The organism is Streptomyces sp. NPDC048297 (assembly GCF_043201585.1).
GTDB lineage: Bacteria > Actinomycetota > Actinomycetes > Streptomycetales > Streptomycetaceae > Streptomyces.
On record NZ_JBICZA010000002.1, the window covers coordinates 289,682 to 308,822 of the forward strand.

The following is a 19,141-nucleotide window of genomic DNA, read 5'->3' on the forward strand; positions in this document are numbered from 1 at the left end:
TCCGGCGGGGTCCGCCGCGCGGCGCTCAGTGCCCGCGCGCGATCCACTCCTCCAGGTGGGGTGCCTCGGCGCCGATGGTCGTGGACTCGCCGTGGCCGGTGAGGACCTTGGTGTCCGGGGGAAGGGTGAGGAGGCTGTGCCGGATGGATTCGATGATCGTCGGGAAGTGGGAGTACGAGCGTCCGGTCGCGCCGGGGCCGCCCTGGAAGAGGGTGTCGCCGGTGAAGACGACGCCGAGCCCGGGGTCGTAGAGGCAGACGGCGCCGGGGGCGTGGCCGGGGGTGTGCAGGACGGTCAGGTCGGCGCCGGCGGTCTCCAGGACCTGGCCGTCCAGGAGGTGGCGGTCGGGCTCGCGGTGCGGATGGGTGAGTTTCCACAGCGGCAGGTCGTCGGGGTGGAGCCAGATCGTGGCACCGGTGAGGTCGGCGAGCGCGGGGGCGGCGTCGATGTGGTCGTTGTGGGCGTGGGTGCACACGATGGCGGTGAGGGTGCGGTCGGCCACCGCCTCGGCGATGGCCTCGGCGTCGTGGGCGGCGTCGATGACGATCACCTCACGTTCGTCGCCGACGATCCACACGTTGTTCTCGACGTCCCAGGTGCCGCCGTCGAGGGTGAACTGGCCGCTGGTGACGAGGCGTTCGATGCGGGTGGTCATCAGAGCACCACCACCGAGCGCAGTACGTCGCCGCCGTGCATCCGCTCGAACGCCTTCTCCACCTCGTCGAGTCGGATGGTCTCGGTGACGAACGCGTCCAGCGGCAGCCGGCCCTGCAGATGCAGGTCGATGAGCATCGGGAAGTCGCGGCTCGGCAGACAGTCGCCGTACCAGGAGGACTTGAGGGCGCCGCCGCGGCCGAAGACGTCCAGCAGGGGCAGTTCGAGCTTCATCTCGGGGGTGGGGACGCCGACGAGGACGACGGTGCCGGCCAGGTCGCGGGCGTAGAAGGCCTGCTGGTACGTCTCGGGCCGGCCGACCGCCTCGATGACGACGTCGGCGCCGAAGCCGCCGGTCAGCTCGCGGACGGCCTCGACCGGGTCACTGTTCTTGGAGTTGACGGTGTGGGTGGCGCCCAGGGTGCGCGCCTTCTCCAGTTTCCGGTCGTCGATGTCGACGGCGATGATCTTCGACGCGCCGGCCAGGTTCGAGCCGGCGATGGCCGCGTCGCCGACGCCGCCGCAGCCGATGACGGCGACGGAGTCGCCGCGGCCGACGTTCCCGGTGTTGATCGCGGCGCCGATGCCGGCCATCACGCCGCAGCCGAGCAGTCCGGCGACGGCCGGGGAGACGGCCGGGTCGACCTTGGTGCACTGGCCGGCCGCGACGAGCGTCTTCTCGGCGAAGGCGCCGATGCCGAGGGCCGGGGAGAGTTCCTGCCCGGTGGCGGCGAGGGTCATCTTCTGCTTCGCGTTGTGGGTGTTGAAGCAGTACCAGGGCCGGCCGCGCAGACAGGCCCGGCAGTTCCCGCACACCGCACGCCAGTTGAGGACCACGAAGTCGCCCGGAGCCACGTCGGTGACGCCCTCGCCGACCGACTCCACGACACCGGCGGCCTCGTGGCCGAGCAGGAAGGGGAAGTCGTCGGAGATCCCGCCCTGCTTGTAGTGCAGATCGGTGTGGCAGACCCCGCAGGCCTGGACACGTACGACGGCTTCGCCGGGCCCGGGATCCGGGACCACGATCGTCTCGACCCGTACGGGTTCGCCCTTGCCCGGTGCGATCACGCCGCGTACTTCCTGCGCCATGTGCCTGGCCCCTCTTCGTCGAATTGCCTTCGGTGCCGACCCTACGCGCGACCGACCGGTAGGAACACGGACACGGCGGCACCAGTTGATCTTTCCGGCCGCCACCGGCACGGCTCTGACCTCGGCCTGGACCGCGACGGCAGCCACGACGGCAGCCACGGTCGCTGCCCGGTCCGGACACCGGTGAGGGCCGTCCCCGGTGGGGACGGCCCTCGGATCCAGCGGTTCACCTGCCCGAGCGGCTCAGGCCTCGACCGCGGGGCTCAGGCCTCGACCGCGGGGCTCAGGCCTCGACCGCGGGGAGCAGGCCGGTCGCGGGGGCCACGAGATCGGTGAGCTGGTGGAGTTCGTTCAGCCGGTTCAGTCCGTCGAGCTGGTTCAGTCCGCGCATCTGCTCGGTGACGGTCGGGACCTGGGCCCTGTGCTCGGCGGGGATGTCGCTGACGGCGAGCGTGTCCAGCGTGGTCATCGGGTTGATCTGCCCGGTGTTCGCTGCGCCCGCCTCGGCCGCGTTCGCCATCGGTGCCGCGAGGCCGGTGACGCCGACGGCCAGACCGACTGCGGCGACGATACGTCGTGTTGAGATCATGTCCTCAGCAACGGTGCCGGACGCCGCGCGGACACGGGCCCCCGTCCGCACTCACCCGGGAGGCGGAGCACCGTCCCTGCGCTTGCCGTGGCAGTCGGGGCGGAGGACGCTCGACAGTGGGGACCGTGCGGTCCGCTCCCGAACGGGCCGCGGGCGCCGGAAGGAGGTCCCGATGGGCACCGCGACAGGTTCCACGTTCGACACCGAGACACTGCGCCGGGGCATAGAGGGCAATACCGGGAACACGCTGCTCGCCCTCTACGCGGACAACGCGGAGATCCTCATCATCGACCACGACAGCCAGCCGAGCCACCCCAAGATCCTTCAGGGCCGTGGGCAGATAGCGGAGTTGCTCGACGACGTCTACAGCCGGGACATGACACACCACCTGGACCAGTGCGTCATCGAGGGCAACCATGCCGCCTTCACCGAGTCCTGCGAGTACGAGGACGGCACCCGGGTCCTCGCCGAATCGATGATCACCCTGCAGGACGGGAAGATCTCCCAGCAGATCCTGATCCAGGCATGGGACGAGTAGGCGGGAAGGCCGCGAAGGTCCAGGTCACCTCCCGGCTGACCTGGACCTTCTCGGCACGGGCGGGTCTTGGGAGAGCGGCGCGCAGGCCCGCTCCCGGCAGCGGGCCTGCGCGCGAGTGCCGCCCTGCTCCGCTCGCTGCTGGGAGCGGAGCCCGCTCGGCCCCGCCCCGGGCTGCCCCGTCCCACGCCGTCACGACGCGCGCTGTCACGGCGCACGCGCAACCGCTGATGCTCAGCCGGTGGTGAGGACCATACGGAAGCGGGCCTTGCCGGCGAGCATCTTGTCGTAGGCCTCCCCCGTGCGCTCCAGCGGCACGGTCTCGGTCATCGGGCGGATGTTGTGCAAGGCGCTGAACTCCATCGTGTCCTGCACGTCCTGGGCGGTACCGGACGGGTGACCGGCGACCTTGCGGCCCGTCATGAGCAGCTGGAACGGCGAGATGGCCATCGGTTCGAAGTCCGCCCCGATGGCCACCAGTTCCCCGCGAGGAGCCAGGCCGTCGACCGTGGCGCTGATGGCCTCGGAGCTGCCCGCGGTGGCCAGGACGACGTCGACGCCGCCGAGCGCCCGCAGTGCCTCGGCGACGGGGGTGCCGGAGGTGCTGTCGACGTAGTGGTGGGCGCCGAGCTGCTTGGCGAAGTCGGCCTTCTCGGCGCCGCGGGCGATCGCCACGGTCTCGAAGCCCATCGCGGCCGCGTACTGCACGCCGAGGTGCCCGAGGCCGCCGAGGCCGAGCACGGCGACCCGGTCGCCCGGCTTCGCCGAGCTGCGCCGCAGACCGTTGAACGTGGTCACGCCCGCGCAGGCCATGGGTCCGGCATCGACCGCCGACAGCGCGTCGGGGATGCGGGCCAGGGCGTCGCAGGGCGCGATCATCTTCTCGGCGAAGCCTCCGTCGTAGGCCCACCCGGGAACCTTCAGGCGTTCGCACACGATGAAGTCGCCCTTGCGGCACTGTGTGCAGTAACCGCAGCTGCCGCCGAACCAGCCGACCGCGACCCGGTCACCGACCTGCCAGCCCCGCTCCGCCACGCCCTCGCCGAGTTCCTCGATGCGTCCGGCGGCCTCGTGTCCGGCCACCACCGGGAACGTCACGCCCGGCAGCGCCCCGTCCACGAACACGGTGTCGCTGTGGCAGATCCCGCAGGCCTCCACGGCGATCCTCACCTCGCCTCGTCCCGGCCGGGGCACATCCCGCTCGACCAGTTCGAACGTGCCGCCGGGGGCGGTCACCTGCGCGACTCGGTAGGTAGTCATGCGTCTCTCCGGGGAAACGGTACGAAGATCGTTTTTCGACGGGCCCACTCAGGCCACTCGGTCCAGCACACCAGCTCCGGAGCGATCGCGCGCGCCGAGCGTCTCCCGCCCACGGTGTCGCACGGGCGCCGGCCCGCCCCGATGCGGCGTGGGCGGGATCCTCAGCCGGCGCCCGGACGCCACCCTTCGGGCCGGAGCGTGCCGAGCAGTTGGCGCACGAGTTCGTCGACCACCTCGTCGAGGCTCGCGTCCACCCAGCCGGCGCTCCAGTCGTGCAGCAGACCGTTGACGCTGCCGATGAAGGCCGTGGCCGCGAGCCGGTAGTCGCGCGGGGCCGCCTCGCCGCGGGCCACTGCCGCGTCGGCCTCGGAGCGGATCAGGTCGATCCAGCGGGCCCGGCGGGCCAGCCGCTGCTCCTCCAGGCGGGGGCTGACCCCGATGATCTCCACGAAGGCGATGCGGATGCGGCGCGGGTCGGAGGTGACGTCGCGGGCGTAGGCGTGGAAGAGCACGGCGACGCGTTCGGCCAGTGGCAGCCCTTCCGCCGCCGCGAGCGCGTCCAGCACGGCCTGTTCCGCCCAGCCGTTGACCTCCAGGTGCAGTGCGGCGAGGACGTCCTCCAGGGTGCGGAACTCCTCGTAGAACTGGCGGGTGGACAGGCCCGCGGCCTGGCTCAGCGCGGCGACCGTGGTGGCGCGGAAGCCCGGGGTGTCGCCGAACAGGCGGAGCGCCGCGTCCAGGAAGCGCCGGCGCCGCTCGGCCTGCCGTTCCTCGGCGGACCTGCCGCCGTAGCGGCCCGTCGGCGCCCTGAGTCTGCCCGTCAACCCGTCCCCCTCCGTCCGGCCCTGACGCCTCAATCCTGTCGTGCACACATCTTGTCGAGAAGGCCTCCCCCTCCCTACTTTTCAGTAAGTTCACTGTGAAAGCGCCCGTGTTCAGATTCCTCCGAGGAAGGAGAGCAGCCATGCCTGCCTCCAGAACCAGGCACCTCCGCTCCGTGGCCGCCGCCCTCGCCCTGACCGTCGCCGGCCCGGCGACCGCCGCCTCCGCGGCCTCCGCCGCCTCCCCCACCGCGTCCCCGACCGCCTCCCCCACCGCGTCCGGCGCCTCGGACCTGCGCGAGGTGCTGTTCGTGGGCAACAACTGGGACGGCACCGCCGATGTCCTCAAGTCCTCCGGCGACTTCGCGAAGGTCGGCCGGGTCGATGTCGTCCCGGACAAGGACCAGCGGATGGCGGAGATCGACGCGGACCCCGTCAAGTGGATCTACTTCATGGCGATCCGCAACAGCGTCGGCGAGGGGCACGACCAGTTCGCCGACGACATGTACTCCACGCCGGACGGCAGGTCGGTGGTGGTCTCCCGGCCGAGCTTCGCCGACGTCGTCTCGATCGACCTCGCCACCGGAAAGCTCAACTGGCGCTTCCCCGTGGCCGGTTACCGCGCCGACCACATGGCGGTCTCGCCCGACGGCACTCGCGTGGCCGTCTCCGCGTCGACCGCGAACACCGTGCACGTGCTGGACATCGACTCGGGCAGACAGCTCGGGTCGTTCGCGACCGGCGACAAACCGCACGAGAACATCTTCACCAAGGACGGCAAGTACATCTGGAACATGTCCATCGGGGACGTCAACACCGCACTGGACGACCCCGTCTGGGACTGGACCAAGGGCGACCGGCACATCACGGTCGTGGACGCGACGACGTACAAGCAGGTCAAGGTCATCGACATGCGTCAGCGGCTGGACGCCTTCGGGCTGAAGGACTTCTCCGACGCGGTGCGCCCGGCCGTCTTCTCCCCCGACGAGTCGAAGCTGTACTTCCAGGTGTCGTTCTTCAACGGCTTCCTGGAGTACGACGTCGCCTCCGACCGGATCACCCGGCTGAAGACGCTGCCGAAGAACCCGGCCACCAGTGAGGACCGCACCACCTGGGTCAACGACTCGCGCCACCACGGCCTGTCGATGAACCCCGACGGCACCAGGCTGTGCGTCGCGGGCACCATGGACGACTACGCCACCGTCGTCGACCGCGCCTCCCTCCAGGAGGGCCCGCTGATCCCCGCGTCCAAGCCGTACTGGGCCACGGTCAGCGGCGACGGCAAGGACTGCGTCGTCTCCGAGAGCGGCGCCGACCAGATCACGGCGATCGACTTCGCCACCGGCCGCAAGGTGACGTCGATCCCGGTCGGCGATCACCCGCAGCGCGTCCGGCTCGGGCATGTCCAGGCCGACTGGACCGGCCCGAGCGGCAGTTGAACGAGCGGAGTTGAACGGGCGGCACTCGATCGACCGGCACCCGATCGAACGGCGCTCGATCAACCGGCACTCGATCGAACGGCAGTCGGACGATCCGCACGAGCCGCGGCCTCCGGGACACCCCACGCCTCCCGGAGGCCGTGCCGTGGCCGGACGCGCCACGGGAACCGCCGCTCTCAGTCCCCCACCCTGCGCGTCACGTTCAGCAGGTACTCCTTCCGGTTCAGCGGGTTGTGGTCGGTGCGCAGCCGCTCCGGGAGCGGGCCCCGCCCGACGGGCGCGTAGTGGTCGAACGCGGTCTCCAGTTCGCCTTCGCCCCCGGTCAGGCCGGGCAGCCGCTGCTCCAGCTCGTGCACCCGGGCGACCGGAACCGCGCCCTGGAGGACACAGGCCCCGCCGTGCGTGCTCGTGGACTCCGGTACGGCGCCCAGCCCGGCGAGCACCGGCAGCAGGGCGCCCAGCGTGTCCGCCGGTGCGTCGAGCCGGAAGCGGTGCATCGGCTCGCACACCAGGGTGCCCGCCTGCCTCAGCGCCTCGATCAGGACGAGCGGGGTGAGGCTCCGGAAGTCGTAGCCGGTGCTCGACATGCTCTTGTCGAAGCCCTGGTGGGCGTGGCTCTGCCGGGGCGAGTAGCCGGAGTGGGTCATGGTGACCGTGCAGTCGGTGACCTGCCAGCCGTGCAGCCCCTGTCCGAGCGTCTCGCGCACCGTGTCCTCGACCGCCTTGAAGAAGGCGTACGGCATCGCGCCCAGCTCCACCTCCAGCCGGAAGTCGACGCCGGAGCCGACCGGGGCGGGGTCGACGCGCAGGCCGACCGTGGCGAGGAAGGGGTTGAGGTCCTTCTTGTTGAACTCCACGGCCCGGCCGCTGCCGGCGAGCCGTTCGATGCACAGGGTGGTGGTCTCCCGGAAGGTGACGGCCAGGCCGTACTCGTCGGCGAGGGTGGCCTGGACGACCTCTTTCTGCACCTCGCCGTACAGGGACACGGAGGTCTCCGCGCGCAGCTCGTCGTGGCGGACGCCGATGAGCGGGTCCTGTTCGGCCAGCTGGGTGAGCGCGAGGTGCAGGGACCTCCGGTCGGTGCCGGGGCCGGGGACGACGACGCTCTCCAGGGTGGGCGGCGCGAAGTGGTGCTCGTACGCCCGTCCGGGCGCCCCGAGCACGTCGCCGATCCGGATGCCGCCGAGGCCCCACACCTTCGCGATCAGGCCCGCCCCGGCACTGTCCCGCCGGCTTTCGGTGCCGTGCTCGAAAACGCTGAGCGCGGTGACCCGGCCCCCCGGCCGACCGCCGGGGGCTCGGCTCTCCTCACGCGCGCCGACGGCCCGGTTCTTCTCACGACCCCCGACGGCACCACCCGCCTCACGGCCCTCGACGGCACCACCCGCCTCACGGCCCTCGACGGCACCACCCGCCTCGCGCCCGTCGACGGCACCACCCGCCTCGCGGCCGTCCCCGAACGGGACCCGGTCGCGGACGCGCAGAGTGCCGGAGAAGATCCGGGCGTAGGCCACCTTCTCCCCCGCCGGGCCTCTCTCGACCTTGAAGACCGTGGCCGACAACGGGCCGTCCGGGTCACCGTCGGCGGTGGGGAGGAGCCGTTCGATCCCGGTGATCAGCTCGGGCACGCCGGCGCCCGTGATGGCGGAGCCGAAGTACACCGGATGGACCAGCGCGCGCCGGGTCTGGTCGGCGAGGGCCGTACGCAGGCGAGCTTCGGGGACACCGTCGTCCAGGTAGGCGGCGAGCAGCGCGTCGTCGCGCTCGGCGAGCACCTCCGCCGCGGCCGGGCCGAGGCAGGGCACGACGCGTGCGGCGCGCGTGCCGAGCGCCGTCGCCCTCCCCGCCGGGACGAGCGGTACGGCCAGCCTGCGGGCCATCTGATCGAGCACGGCGGAGCCGTTCGCGCCGCGCCGGTCGATCTTGTTGACGAAGACGAGGGTGGGGATGCGCAGCCGGCGCAGCGTGCGCATGAGGACCCGGGTCTGGGCCTGGACGCCCTCGACGGCCGAGACGACCAGGACGGCGCCGTCGAGCACGCCGAGCACGCGCTCCACCTCGGCGATGAAGTCGGGGTGGCCGGGGGTGTCGATGAGGTTGACGGTCACCGAGTCGAGCGGGAACGAGACGACCGCCGACTTGATGGTGATACCGCGCTGCCGCTCCAGCGCGAGGGTGTCCGTGCGGGTGTTGCCGGCGTCGACGCTGCCGATCTCGTCGGTGACCCCGGCGGCGTGCAGCAGCCGTTCGGTCAGGCTGGTCTTACCGGCGTCGACATGGGCGAGGATTCCGAGGTTGAGCAGGTGCACTGAGCGTGATGTCCTTCGGCACGGGTGGGATTCCTTCCTGGGTGGTGGACATGCACGCAGTGCGCATCTGAGGTCCTCTCCGGGTGACGACGGGTCGACGACAGGTCACTGACAGTGCACCAGAGCCACTCCCGCCGCAGCAATGGATTAATGCTCAACAAATCTCCGCCGCACCACTCGCCGCCTCCGGAACACCGCCCTAGAGTGACCTACGTCACGCCCGCACAGCTGACCTCACTCACTCCTGCCCGCTCGGTCTGGAGGGCCCATGACCCATATCAAGGTGCTCGTGGACGGCACGACGTACGAGGACGACGTGGAGCCCCGGCTCCTGCTGGTCCACTACCTGCGCGACCGCCTCGGCCGCACCGGCACCCCGATCGGCTGCGACACCTCCAACTGCGGGGCGTGCACGGTCGACCTCGACGGGACGACCGTCAAGAGCTGCTCGGTGCTGGCGGTGCAGGCGGACGGGAGCGAGGTGACCACCGTCCAGGGGCTGGCGGAGAACGGCGAGTGGTCGCCGCTGCAGCGGGCGTTCCACGAGCGGCACGGTCTGCAGTGCGGCTACTGCACCCCCGGCATGATCATGGCCGCGCGGGACCTGCTGCGGGAGAACCCGCGCCCGTCCTCCGACGAGGTCCGCCAGGCGCTGGAGGGCAATCTCTGCCGGTGCACCGGTTACCAGAACATCGTCCGCGCGGTGCTCGCCGCGTCCGGGCAGCAGGTCGGCGAGGAGGTCACCTCATGACCGATCAGGCCACGGAACGCGAGGTGGGCCGCTCGCGGCTGCGCAAGGAGGACGCCCGGCTGGTCACGGGCCAGACCAACTGGACGGACAACATCCAGGTCGCGGGGCTGCTGCACCTGGCGATCCTGCGGAGTCCGATGGCCCACGCCCGCATCGCCCGCGTCGACGTCTCGCCCGCGCTGGAGCGCCCCGGTGTCGTCGCGGCGTTCAGCGGCGCCGACCTCGCGGAGGGGCTGGGCTCCCTGCCCTGCGCCTGGCCGGTGACCGAGGACATGGTGCTGCCCGACCACCCGCCGGTCGCCGTCGACGAGGTCCGCTACGCGGGTGACCCGGTGGCGGTCGTCGTGGCCCGCGACCGGTACGCGGCGGCGGACGCGCTGGAGGCGGTCGAGGTCGACTACGAGCCGCTGCCCCCGGTGCTCGACCTGGAGGCCGCGCTGCGCGAGGACTCCCCCCTGGTCCACGCCGACAAGGGCACCAACCGCTGCTACGTGTGGCCGCTGGCGACCGGCGAGAGCTTCGATTCCGTCCGGGAACGCGCCGACGTCACGCTCAAGCGGCGCTATCACCAGCAGCGGCTCATCCCCAACGCCATGGAGCCGCGCTCGGTCGTCGTCACCCCGCTGCCCGCCTCCGGCGAGTACACCGTCTACTCGGCGACGCAGATCCCGCACATCCTGCGGATCATGCTCGCGCTGGTCACCGGGGTCCCCGAGCAGAAGCTCCGGGTGATCGCCCCGGACGTGGGCGGCGGCTTCGGCTCGAAGCTCCAGGTCTACGGCGAGGAGGCGCTCGCGGTCGCGGTGGCCCGGCGGCTGGGCCGGCCGGTGAAGTGGACCGAGTCCCGCTCCGAGGGCTACCTCGCGACCCACCACGGCCGCGGCATGATCCAGGACGTCGAGGTCGCCGCCACCCGCGAGGGCCGGCTGCTCGGCCTCAAGGTGGACCTGCTCGCCGACATGGGCGCCTATCTGATGCTGGTCACCCCGGGTGTCCCGCTCCTCGGCGCCTTCATGTATCCGGGGATCTACAAGATGGACGCCTACGACTTCACCTGCACGGGCGTGTTCACCACCCGCACCCCCACCGACGCCTACCGCGGCGCCGGCCGTCCGGAGGCCACCTTCGCCATCGAGCGGACCATGGACGAGCTGGCCGCCGAACTCGGCCTCGACCCGGTGGAGTTGCGGCGCCGGAACTGGATCCGGCACGAGGAGTTCCCGTACACGACGGTCGCCGGACTGACCTACGACAGCGGCAACTACGAGGCGGCGACGGACCGGGCGCTGGCCCTGTTCGGGTACGACGACCTGCGCGCCGAACAGCACAGGCGCAACGAGCGCGGCGACCCGGTCCGCCTCGGCATCGGCGTGTCGACGTTCACCGAGATGTGCGGTCTGGCGCCGAGCCGGGTGCTGCGCGACCTCAGGTACACGGCCGGCGGCTGGGAGGCGGCGAGCATCCGCATGCTGCCCACCGGCAAGGTCGAGGTCGTCACCGGCACCAGCCCGCACGGGCAGGGCCATGTGACCTGCTGGAGCCAGATCGCGGCCGACGTGCTGGGCGTGCCGTTCGAGGACGTCGAGGTGGTGCACGGCGACACCAAGGCCGCTCCGCAGGGCATGGACACCTACGGCTCGCGGTCGCTGGTCGTGGGCGGCGAGGCCGTGTTCCGGGCGGCGACGAAGGTGGTCGACAAGGCCCGCAGGGTCGCGGCCCATCTGCTGGAGGCGAGCGAGCAGGACCTGGAGTTCACGCGGGGCGTGTTCTCGGTGAAGGGGTCCCCGGAGGCGCGCAGGACCATCCAGGAGATCGCCTTCGAGGCGTTCACCTCGCACGACCTGCCCGACGGCATGGAGCCGAGCATCAACGCCGGTCACCTCGTCGACCCGGAGAACTTCTCCTTCCCGCACGGCACCCACCTGTGCGCCGTCGAGGTCGACACGGTGACGGGGCGGACCCGGATCAGGTCGTACGTCTGCGTCGACGATGTCGGCCGGGTCGTCAACCCGATGATCGTCGAGGGCCAGGTGCACGGCGGGCTCGCCCAGGGCATCGCGCAGGCGCTGTACGAGGAGGCCGTGTACGACGACGAGGGCAACCTCGTCTCCGGCACCATGACCGACTACCTCGTGCCGTCGGCGGCCGACCTGCCGGACTTCGTCACCGACCGGACGGAGACACCCGCGGTCTCCAACGCCCTGGGGGTGAAGGGGGTCGGGGAGGCCGGGGCGATCGCGTCGACGCCGGCCGTCGTGAACGCGGTCGTGGACGCGCTCAGGCCGCTCGGGGTGCGGGACGTGCGGATGCCGTGCTCTCCGCAGCGGGTGTGGGAGGCGGTCCGGTCGGCGCGGTCGGGCGAGGCCGGTGGGAGTGGTGCGGCCGACGGGGGTGGTGCGGCCGACGGGAGTGATGCGGCCGGTGGAAGTGGTCCGGCCGACGGGAGTGGTGCTGCCGGTGGGTCCGTCGGGTCGGGTGCGGCGGGTGGGAGCGGTGCGGCCGGTGGGAGCGGTGCGGCCGGTCGGGCCGGGAAGGAGGCCGGGGCATGATTCCTCCCTCATTCGAGTACGCGCGCCCGGCGAGCGTGGGCGAGGCGGTACGGATCCTCGCGGACGCCGGCGAGGACGCGAAGGTGCTGGCCGGCGGGCAGAGCCTGCTGCCGCTGCTGCGACTGCGGCTGGCCTTCCCGGAGCTGGTCGTGGACGTGGGCCGGATCCAGGAGCTGCGCGGGGTCCGCGAGGACGGTGACACGCTCGTCATCGGCGCGATGACCACGCATCACGCCGTGCTCCGCAACCCGCTGGTGCGCCGGCACGCCGGCCTGCTGGCGCAGGCGACGGCCACGGTCGCCGACCCCGCCGTACGGCACCGGGGAACCCTCGGCGGCTCCCTCGCGCACGCCGACCCGGCCGGGGACCTGCCCGCCGTGATGCTGGCCCTGGACGCGGAACTGGTCGCCGCCGGACCGGAGGGCCGGCGCCAGATCCCGGCCCGGGAGTTCTTCGTCGACTACCTCCAGTCGGTGCTGGCGCCCTACGAACTGCTGGTGGAGGTGCGCATCCCCAAGTCGGACGACTGGAGCTTCCACTACGAGAAGTTCCACCAGGTCGCGCAGGCCTATGCGATCGTCGGCGTGGCCGCCCTGGTGCGGCGGGGCGACGACGGCATCGCGCAGGCGCGCATCGCACTGACCAACATGGGCCCGACCCCGCTGCGGGCCACGCTCACGGAGGAGGCGCTCGTCGGCGCCGACGGTCCGGGGGCCGTCGCACGGGCCGCCGAGGCCGCGGCCGAGGGCACGCAGCCGTCGCAGGACCTGTCCGCCACACCCGAGTACCGGGAGCACCTCGCGCGCGTGCTGACCGAGCGCGCGGTGCTGAGCGCCGCGGGAATGGGGTGAGCGCCGATCATCGCCATGGACGACCCGGAACAGGTGCGCGCCCGCCTGGAGAGGACGGGGTACCTCGTCGACGAAGGGCTGGCCGTCACCTGCTTCCTGGCGCTGCGGCTGCACCGGCCGCTCTTCTGCGAGGGCGACGCGGGCGTGGGCAAGACCGCGCTCGCGACGGCCCTCGCCGAGGCGCTCGGTGCCCCGCTGATCCGCCTGCAGTGCCACGAGGGCATCGACGCCTCCCAGGCCCTGTACGACTGGGACTTCCCGCGCCAGTTGCTGCACCTGAGGGCCGCGGAGGCGGCCGGCGTGCAGGACGCGGACCGGCTGGAGAGCGAACTGTACGACCGGCGCTTCCTGATCGCCCGGCCGCTGCTGCGCGCACTTCAGACCCAGCCGTCGGTGCTGCTCGTCGACGAGATCGACCGGGCCGACGACGAGTTCGAGGCGTTCCTGCTGGAGCTGCTGTCCGAGTACTCGGTCACGATCCCCGAGCTGGGCACCCTGCGCGCCGAGGAGCCACCGGTGGTCGTACTGACCTCGAACCGGACCCGGGAGGTGCACGACGCGCTGAAGCGGCGGTGCCTGTACCACTGGTTCGACCATCCCTCCTTCGCCCGCGAACTGGCCATCGTGCGCAGCCGGTTGCCGCAGGTGTCGGCGCGGCTGGCCGAGCAGGTCACCGCGCTGGTGCAGGCCCTGCGGGGCGCGGACCTGGTCAAGCCGCCCGGCGTCGCCGAGACGATCGACTGGGCGCAGGCCCTGGACGCCCTGGGCGCGAACGAGGTCGACGCGGAACTGGCCGTGGCGACGCTCGGTTCGGTCCTCAAGTACCGGGAGGACACGGACCGGGCGCGCGGGCTCGATCTCACGGCGGTCCTGGCGGCCCGAGGGACGTGAGCGGGATGCGGACGACGGGAAACGGTGACGGGGCGGTGGCTCCCGACGGGGCGGTGGCTCCCGACGGGGCGGTGGCTCCCGACGGGGCGGTGCCTCTCGACGCGGCGGCGCCCTCCCTCGGCGCGGACGCCGTACTGCTCGGTTTCGTACGGGCGTTGCGGGCGGCCGGGCTGGACGCCGGCGCCGAACGGGCGCACGCCTTTCTGCGCGCCGTCGACGTGCTGCGGCCCGGGGTGCGGGCCGACGTGTACGGGGCGGGGCGGGCGACGCTGTGCGGCGGGCACGACGATCTGGAGCGTTACGAGCGCGTGTTCGCCGCGTACTTCGGACCGAGCGGCGAGCGCGCCCCGCGCGTGGTACGCACGGCTCCTCCGCCCCGGCGCCGGCCCATGGCCGTACGGGAGGCGTCGCCCGGACCGCGCGCGCCCGGCGAGAACGAGCCCTCGGGCCCGCCCACCGCCACACTGGCCAGCCGCGCCGAGGTGCTGCGGCACCGGGACGTCGCCGAGCTCGACCCTGCCGAGCGGGCCCAACTGCGTCGTCTGCTGGCCGCGTTCGGACTGCGGGGACAGACCCGCCGCTCGGCGCGGCGCGGGCCCTCCCGGCGCGGACGGGTCGATCCGCGCCGTACGGTACGGGAGTTGCTGCGGCGCGGCGGCGAACCGGCCCTGCTGCTGCGGCACGCGCGCGTGGAGCGGCCCCGCCGGGTCGTGCTGCTCGTCGACGTGAGCGGTTCGATGGCGCCGTACGCCGACGCGCTGCTGCGGTTCGCGCACGCGGCGGTGCGCGGGGGCCGTACGGAGGTGTTCACCATCGGCACCCGGCTGACCCGGGTGACCCGCGAACTCACGCACCATGACCCGGACCTGGCCATGGCGGCACTCGCGGCGAGCGTGCCGGACTGGCGCGGCGGCACCCGACTGGGCGAACTCCTGCGGGAGTTCCTCGCCCGCTGGGGTCAGCGGGGCATGGCGCGCGGCGCGGTCGTCGTGATCCTCTCGGACGGCTGGGAACGCGGCGACCCGGAACTCCTCGCCGCCCAGATGCGCCGCCTGCACGCCCTGGCCCACCAGGTCGTCTGGGCGAACCCCCGCAAGGCCCGCCCCGGTTACGCCCCGCTGGCCGCGGGAATGGCCGCCGCCCTGCCGAGCGTGGACAGCTTCGTGGAGGGCCACAGCCTGGCGGCACTGGAGCGACTGGCGGCGGTGGTGCGCGGGGCGGACGCGGGACCTGGGGTGGATGCGGGACGCGGGGCGGGTGCGGAAGCGGTGGAGGCTGGTCGGTCCCGTGGGGACGGCGTGGAAGGAGCGGACCGTGCGTGAGATTCTGCCGGCGTTGGCCCGGTGGTACGGGGCCTCGGTCCCGTTCGGGCTGGCCATGGTCGTCGCGGTCAGCCGCAGCGCGCCGCGCGGGCCCGGAGCCGCCATGGCCGTGGGACCCGACGACGAGGTCGTGGGAAGCGTGTCCGGGGGCTGTGTCGAGGGTGCGGTGTTCGAGTTGGCGCAGGAGGTGGTGGCGAGCGGCGAGGCGCGGTTGGAGACCTTCGGGTACAGCGACGAGGACGCGTTCGCGGTCGGGCTCACCTGCGGCGGCGAGATGACCCTGCTGGTGCGCCCGGTGACGCCCGAGTCGGACCCGGCGTTCGGCGCGCTCGCCACGGCGGTCGCCGCGGGCGAGCCGGTGACCATGACCACGGTGGTCGACGGGCCCGCCCCGCGCGGGTCCATGCTCGCCGTCTGGCCGGACAGTGCGGCCGGCACCCTCGGCACGGCCGGCCTGGACCTCGCCGTCAGCGCCGACGCGCGCGGCGAACTCGCCCTCGGCGCCTCGGTCCTGAGGCACTACGGGCCGCGCGGGGAACGGCGCGAGGACGCCGTCACGGTGTTCCTCCAGTCCTTCGCGCCGCCCCCGCGCATGCTGGTCTTCGGCGCGATCGACTACGCGGCCGCGGTGGCCCGCATCGGCGACTTCCTCGGCTACCGGGTCACCGTGTGCGACGCCCGCCCCGTCTTCGCCACGCCCAAGCGGTTCCCGGAGGGCGTGGAGGTCGTCGTCGACTGGCCGCACCGCTATCTCGCCGGCACGGGCACCGACGAACGCACGGTCATCTGTGTCCTCACCCACGACCCGAAGTTCGACGCGCCGCTCCTGGAGGAGGCCCTGCGCCGGCCGGCCGCGTACATCGGGGCGATGGGCAGCCGCCGTACCCATGACGAACGGCGCAAACGGCTGGCCGAGGCCGGTCTGACCGAGGCCGAGCTGTCCCGGCTGCGCTCACCGCTCGGGCTGGACCTCGGGGCCCGTACCCCGGAGGAGGTCGCCGTGTCCGTCGCCGCCGAGATCGTCGCCCTGCGCTGGGGCGGCAGCGGCACCCCGCTGACCGCGACCAGCGGAGCCATCCATCCGCCCGCCACCGTGTGAGATCTGAGACCGCCTGAGCACGAGGAGGAAGTCATGGAGCTGCACCACGAGTTCACCGTCCCCGTCCCGGTCGACGACGCCTGGCACGCCCTCCTCGACATCGAACGCGTCGCGCCGTGTCTGCCGGGCGCGACGGTGCAGGAGTACGACGGCAAGACCGTGACCGGCTCGGTGAAGGTGAAGCTCGGCCCGGTCACGCTCACCTACCGGGGCACCGCGGTCTTCGAGGAACAGGACGAGACGGCCCACCGGATGGTCCTCCTGGCGAACGGCCGGGAGGCCCGGGGCCAGGGCACGGCCAGAGCGACGGTCACGGGCACGCTGAGCGAACGCGACGGCGGTACAGCCGTGTCGGTGCGCACCGACCTGACGGTGACCGGCCGGCCGGCGCAGTTCGGGCGCGGGGTGCTGGCGGAGGTCGGGGACCGGTTGGTGGGTCAGTTCGCGGCGTGCCTCGAACAACGGCTGACCGAACGGCCTGCGCAGGCCCCGGAGACGGGACGGGGAGAGGGGCAGGGGGAGGGAGAGGAGCGGGCGCAGCCGTCGCCCCTCCGAACGGAGCATCCGGAGGAACCGGAGGGGCGGGAGAAGACGGAGGGCCGGGAGGAAACGGGAGGCTGGGAGGAAACGGAAGGCTGGGAGGAGGCTGAACCGCTCGACCTCCTGCGGACGGCCGGTTTGCCGGTGGCCAAACGGGTGGCGGGCGCGGCGGCGGTGGTCACCGTACTGGCCGTGGTGGTGGCGCGCCTGCGCCGCCGCAGGCGCGCACGCCGTACCGGCCGCTCGCGCCGGTAGAGGTACCGCGCCCGCCGGACCCGCGCCACCGCGACCGTGCTCCGGCCACGTGCTCTCAGGCGTCCCCCGCCACCCGCGCGTGCAGATGCTGGTCGTGCCAGCCGTCCGCGTGGAGCAGGGCGCTGCGCCGGGTGCCCTCCAGGGTGTAGCCGGTCTTCTCGGCGACCCGGCAGGAGGCGGGGTTGGCGACCGAGTGGCACAGGCGCAGCCGGTGCAGGCCCAGGTCGTCCAGGGCCCACCGGGTCAGCGCCCGGGTCGCCTCGGCGACGATTCCGGCGCCGCGTGCCTCGGGCAGGACCCAGTAGACGATCTCGGCGGAGCCGTCCGCGAGGTCGATGTCACCCCAGGCGCCGAGTCCGAGGGCCGCGCCGCCGGGCCTGGCGATGGCCCACACGGCGGCCGTCTCGGACCGCCGGCGCTCGTGCATGCGCGCGATCCGCCGGCGCGCCTGCTCCGGGCTCGCGACGGTGAACCGGTTCCACCGGCGGATCGCGGGATCCTGCCCGGCGGTCATGAGCGCCGCGGCGTCGGCGTCGTCGGCCCGCCAGGGCCGCAGTTCCATGCCGTTGGACAGCACGAGCACGGGCTGCTCGCTCCGGGCTATGCGGCCCGCGGGAACGACGTCCGCCGGAACGCCGTCGGAAACGCCGTCGTGACTGCCGTCGTGAATGCCTGTCGCGATGTCCGCGCCAGAGATCATTTCGGCATCCCGCCACGGGAATAATCTTCAGGTAAAACTGAACAGTCCGAGCTGGACACTGTCGGGCCGCCGACCTAGGGTGACCTGTATGGCACGTATCTCGGATTCCGCCGATCGCGCGGCGCGCGAGCTGCGAGTGGTGTTCAGTCGACTGCGGCGCCGGATCCGTGAGGTCGCCCAGGACGCCGATCTGACCCCGTCGCAGGAGTCGGCGCTCTCGCTGGTCGGCAAGCACGGGGCGGCCACGGCGAGCGCGCTGGCCGCCGCGGAGGGCGTACGTCCGCAGTCGATGGCGACCACGCTGGCCGGACTCGACCAGCACGGGCTGATCCGCCGCTCCCCGGACCCCGAGGACGGCCGGCGCCAGCTGGTCACCCTCACGGACACGGGCCGGGCCCGCGTCGAGGGCAACAAGCGACTGCGCGAGGAGTGGCTGGCCCGCGCCTTCCAGGACCGGTACTCCGAGGAGGAACGACAGACCGTCCTCAAGGCACTGGAACTGATGGAACGCCTCTCGCAACCGTGACGCACCGAGGACCCCTCCCCTCGTCCTCTCCCCTTCTCCTCCTCCCTCCTCCCTCCTCCCCCGAAAGGCCTGATCCCCGCATGTCCCTCACCACTCTCGACCCCCGCACCGCCCTCGTCGTGATCGACCTGCAGCGCGGCATCGTGGGCATGCCCACGCAGCCGCACGCCGCCTCGGACGTGGTGGCCCGTACCGTCGAACTCGCCGACGCCTTCCGGGCCCACGGCCTTCCCGTGGTCCTGGTGCGGGTCTCCTTCGCGGCCGACGGGGCGGACGTCGTCCCGGGCCGCACCGAGCGCCAGGCGCGCGGTCTCGCCTTCCCGGAGGGCTGGGACATCCTCGTCGACGAGCTGACCGGCCACCCCGGCGACGTCGTCGTCACCAAGCACAACTGGAGCGCCTTCCACGGCACTGACCTGGAGGTCCAGCTGCGCCGCCGCGGCATCACCCAGATCGTGCTGAGCGGCATCGCCACCAGCATCGGCGTCGAGTCCACCGCGCGGGACGCCTACGCCCACGGCTACCACGTCACCCTCGCCACGGACGCCATGTCCGACAGCGACGCCGAGGCGCACCGGGGCAGCGTCGAGCGGATCTTCCCGAGGCTCGGCGAGGGCGGCACGACGGCGGAGATCCTGGAGCTGCTGGCCAAGACCCACGCCTGACGAGCGGGCCGCTCAGGTGTCCTCCCCCGAGGGGGACCCCGCCGCCCGCTCCACGTCCGCCTCCACCTCGGCGCGTGTCCGGCCGCTCTCCCGGGCGTACTCGCTCACCGCGGTCTGTACGTCCCGGGCCAGGTCCCGCCAGGCGCGCAGGGCGGTCTCGTACGTGCCCGACTGAGCGCCCGTCATGCCCCGCTCGGCCGGCGGCCCGTACGCCTCCCGCAGTTCCTCGACCGTGGCGTGCGCCGCGGTGGCCGCACGCTGTTTCTGGACCAGTTCCTCGAAGGTGTGTGCCACAG

General features: G+C 72.6%; 19 protein-coding genes. 11 read left to right on the top strand and 8 right to left on the bottom strand.

Going from position 1 to position 19,141, the window contains the following annotated elements:
* Positions 1–25 precede the first annotated feature (25 nt).
* The 3 genes from ACGFYV_RS03300 to ACGFYV_RS03310 form a co-directional block, all read right to left on the bottom strand.
* Positions 26–655 (bottom strand): MBL fold metallo-hydrolase, encoded by a 630-nt coding sequence (locus tag ACGFYV_RS03300; RefSeq protein ID WP_393876613.1) that lies wholly within the window; start codon positions 653–655, stop codon positions 26–28.
* Positions 655–1,743, bottom strand: a complete 1,089-nt coding sequence (locus ACGFYV_RS03305; RefSeq protein ID WP_393876614.1) for an S-(hydroxymethyl)mycothiol dehydrogenase — start codon at positions 1,741–1,743, stop codon at positions 655–657. Before ACGFYV_RS03305 ends, ACGFYV_RS03300 begins: the two co-directional genes overlap by 1 nt.
* Positions 1,744–2,026: 283 nt before the next feature.
* Entirely contained in the window at positions 2,027–2,332 is a 306-nt protein-coding gene (locus ACGFYV_RS03310) for a hypothetical protein (RefSeq protein ID WP_393876615.1), read from the bottom strand.
* 172 nt (positions 2,333–2,504) lie between these two features.
* Between ACGFYV_RS03310 and ACGFYV_RS03315 the strand changes: the two genes are divergently transcribed.
* Positions 2,505–2,870, top strand: a complete 366-nt coding sequence (locus ACGFYV_RS03315) for a nuclear transport factor 2 family protein (RefSeq protein ID WP_393876616.1) — start codon at positions 2,505–2,507, stop codon at positions 2,868–2,870.
* A 231-nt stretch (positions 2,871–3,101) separates the two neighbouring features.
* Here the strand turns inward: ACGFYV_RS03315 and ACGFYV_RS03320 are convergent, their stop codons facing one another.
* Positions 3,102–4,127 (bottom strand): alcohol dehydrogenase, encoded by a 1,026-nt coding sequence (locus ACGFYV_RS03320; RefSeq protein ID WP_393876617.1) that lies wholly within the window; start codon positions 4,125–4,127, stop codon positions 3,102–3,104.
* Positions 4,128–4,288: 161 nt separating this feature from the next.
* Positions 4,289–4,951 carry a TetR/AcrR family transcriptional regulator gene (locus tag ACGFYV_RS03325; RefSeq protein WP_393876618.1) on the bottom strand — a complete coding sequence of 221 codons (663 nt, stop codon included), beginning with the start codon at positions 4,949–4,951 and terminating at the stop codon, positions 4,289–4,291.
* Positions 4,952–5,091: 140 nt separating this feature from the next.
* Here ACGFYV_RS03325 and ACGFYV_RS03330 point away from each other — a divergent pair, with 140 nt between their 5' ends.
* Positions 5,092–6,387 carry a YncE family protein gene (locus ACGFYV_RS03330; protein WP_393876619.1) on the top strand — a complete coding sequence of 432 codons (1,296 nt, stop codon included), beginning with the start codon at positions 5,092–5,094 and terminating at the stop codon, positions 6,385–6,387.
* A 176-nt stretch (positions 6,388–6,563) separates the two neighbouring features.
* Here ACGFYV_RS03330 and ACGFYV_RS03335 read toward each other — a convergent pair whose 3' ends face one another.
* Complete coding sequence (locus tag ACGFYV_RS03335; protein ID WP_393876620.1) at positions 6,564–8,696, bottom strand: GTP-binding protein; 2,133 nt, start codon at positions 8,694–8,696, stop codon at positions 6,564–6,566.
* A 268-nt stretch (positions 8,697–8,964) separates the two neighbouring features.
* Between ACGFYV_RS03335 and ACGFYV_RS03340 the strand changes: the two genes are divergently transcribed.
* Genes ACGFYV_RS03340 through ACGFYV_RS03370 form a run of 7 tightly spaced genes read left to right on the top strand, consistent with a single transcriptional unit; the run spans position 8,965 to position 16,954 of the window.
* Entirely contained in the window at positions 8,965–9,447 is a 483-nt protein-coding gene (locus tag ACGFYV_RS03340) for a (2Fe-2S)-binding protein (protein WP_393876621.1), read from the top strand.
* Positions 9,444–11,996: a xanthine dehydrogenase family protein molybdopterin-binding subunit gene (locus ACGFYV_RS03345; RefSeq protein ID WP_393876622.1), complete on the top strand. Its 2,553-nt coding sequence runs from the start codon at positions 9,444–9,446 to the stop codon at positions 11,994–11,996. The genes ACGFYV_RS03340 and ACGFYV_RS03345 overlap by 4 nt, the downstream gene beginning before the upstream one ends.
* The gene (locus ACGFYV_RS03350) at positions 11,993–12,847 is read left to right on the top strand and encodes an FAD binding domain-containing protein (RefSeq protein WP_393876623.1); all 855 of its coding nucleotides are present in this window, start codon (positions 11,993–11,995) and stop codon (positions 12,845–12,847) included. Before ACGFYV_RS03345 ends, ACGFYV_RS03350 begins: the two co-directional genes overlap by 4 nt.
* Before the next feature lie 15 nt (positions 12,848–12,862).
* The gene (locus ACGFYV_RS03355; protein WP_393876624.1) at positions 12,863–13,738 is read left to right on the top strand and encodes an AAA family ATPase; all 876 of its coding nucleotides are present in this window, start codon (positions 12,863–12,865) and stop codon (positions 13,736–13,738) included.
* Positions 13,739–13,743: 5 nt separating this feature from the next.
* Positions 13,744–15,060, top strand: a complete 1,317-nt coding sequence (locus tag ACGFYV_RS03360; protein WP_393876625.1) for a VWA domain-containing protein — start codon at positions 13,744–13,746, stop codon at positions 15,058–15,060.
* Positions 15,053–16,159: an XdhC family protein gene (locus ACGFYV_RS03365; RefSeq protein ID WP_393876626.1), complete on the top strand. Its 1,107-nt coding sequence runs from the start codon at positions 15,053–15,055 to the stop codon at positions 16,157–16,159. The genes ACGFYV_RS03360 and ACGFYV_RS03365 overlap by 8 nt, the downstream gene beginning before the upstream one ends.
* Before the next feature lie 33 nt (positions 16,160–16,192).
* Positions 16,193–16,954 (top strand): SRPBCC family protein, encoded by a 762-nt coding sequence (locus tag ACGFYV_RS03370; protein WP_393876627.1) that lies wholly within the window; start codon positions 16,193–16,195, stop codon positions 16,952–16,954.
* 55 nt (positions 16,955–17,009) lie between these two features.
* On the opposite strand, the gene ACGFYV_RS03375 is transcribed toward ACGFYV_RS03370, so the two are convergent.
* On the bottom strand, positions 17,010–17,654 hold the full coding sequence (locus ACGFYV_RS03375) for a GNAT family N-acetyltransferase (RefSeq protein WP_393876628.1): 645 nt from the start codon (positions 17,652–17,654) through the stop codon (positions 17,010–17,012).
* An 88-nt stretch (positions 17,655–17,742) separates the two neighbouring features.
* On the opposite strand from ACGFYV_RS03375, the gene ACGFYV_RS03380 reads away from it, so the two are divergent.
* Positions 17,743–18,180 carry a MarR family winged helix-turn-helix transcriptional regulator gene (locus tag ACGFYV_RS03380; protein ID WP_393876629.1) on the top strand — a complete coding sequence of 146 codons (438 nt, stop codon included), beginning with the start codon at positions 17,743–17,745 and terminating at the stop codon, positions 18,178–18,180.
* 80 nt (positions 18,181–18,260) lie between these two features.
* Positions 18,261–18,845 carry a hydrolase gene (locus tag ACGFYV_RS03385; RefSeq protein WP_393876630.1) on the top strand — a complete coding sequence of 195 codons (585 nt, stop codon included), beginning with the start codon at positions 18,261–18,263 and terminating at the stop codon, positions 18,843–18,845.
* A gap of 12 nt (positions 18,846–18,857) precedes the next feature.
* Here the strand turns inward: ACGFYV_RS03385 and ACGFYV_RS03390 are convergent, their stop codons facing one another.
* Entirely contained in the window at positions 18,858–19,139 is a 282-nt protein-coding gene (locus tag ACGFYV_RS03390) for a hypothetical protein (RefSeq protein WP_393876631.1), read from the bottom strand.
* Between the last annotated feature and the right edge of the window lie 2 nt (positions 19,140–19,141).

Bases quoted from the DNA above. Each gene is read 5' to 3' on its own strand.
- ACGFYV_RS03350 (WP_393876623.1), top strand. From the start codon at position 11,993: ATGATTCCTCCCTCATTCGAGTACGCGCGCCCGGCGAGCGTGGGCGAG.
- ACGFYV_RS03300 (WP_393876613.1), bottom strand. From the start codon at position 655: ATGACCACCCGCATCGAACGCCTCGTCACCAGCGGCCAGTTCACCCTC.
- ACGFYV_RS03310 (WP_393876615.1), bottom strand. From the start codon at position 2,332: ATGATCTCAACACGACGTATCGTCGCCGCAGTCGGTCTGGCCGTCGGC.
- ACGFYV_RS03320 (WP_393876617.1), bottom strand. From the start codon at position 4,127: ATGACTACCTACCGAGTCGCGCAGGTGACCGCCCCCGGCGGCACGTTC.
- ACGFYV_RS03360 (WP_393876625.1), top strand. From the start codon at position 13,744: ATGCGGACGACGGGAAACGGTGACGGGGCGGTGGCTCCCGACGGGGCG.
- ACGFYV_RS03340 (WP_393876621.1), top strand. From the start codon at position 8,965: ATGACCCATATCAAGGTGCTCGTGGACGGCACGACGTACGAGGACGAC.
- ACGFYV_RS03305 (WP_393876614.1), bottom strand. From the start codon at position 1,743: ATGGCGCAGGAAGTACGCGGCGTGATCGCACCGGGCAAGGGCGAACCC.
- ACGFYV_RS03375 (WP_393876628.1), bottom strand. From the start codon at position 17,654: ATGATCTCTGGCGCGGACATCGCGACAGGCATTCACGACGGCAGTCAC.
- ACGFYV_RS03370 (WP_393876627.1), top strand. From the start codon at position 16,193: ATGGAGCTGCACCACGAGTTCACCGTCCCCGTCCCGGTCGACGACGCC.
- ACGFYV_RS03330 (WP_393876619.1), top strand. From the start codon at position 5,092: ATGCCTGCCTCCAGAACCAGGCACCTCCGCTCCGTGGCCGCCGCCCTC.
- ACGFYV_RS03315 (WP_393876616.1), top strand. From the start codon at position 2,505: ATGGGCACCGCGACAGGTTCCACGTTCGACACCGAGACACTGCGCCGG.
- ACGFYV_RS03380 (WP_393876629.1), top strand. From the start codon at position 17,743: ATGGCACGTATCTCGGATTCCGCCGATCGCGCGGCGCGCGAGCTGCGA.
- ACGFYV_RS03385 (WP_393876630.1), top strand. From the start codon at position 18,261: ATGTCCCTCACCACTCTCGACCCCCGCACCGCCCTCGTCGTGATCGAC.
- ACGFYV_RS03345 (WP_393876622.1), top strand. From the start codon at position 9,444: ATGACCGATCAGGCCACGGAACGCGAGGTGGGCCGCTCGCGGCTGCGC.
- ACGFYV_RS03355 (WP_393876624.1), top strand. From the start codon at position 12,863: ATGGACGACCCGGAACAGGTGCGCGCCCGCCTGGAGAGGACGGGGTAC.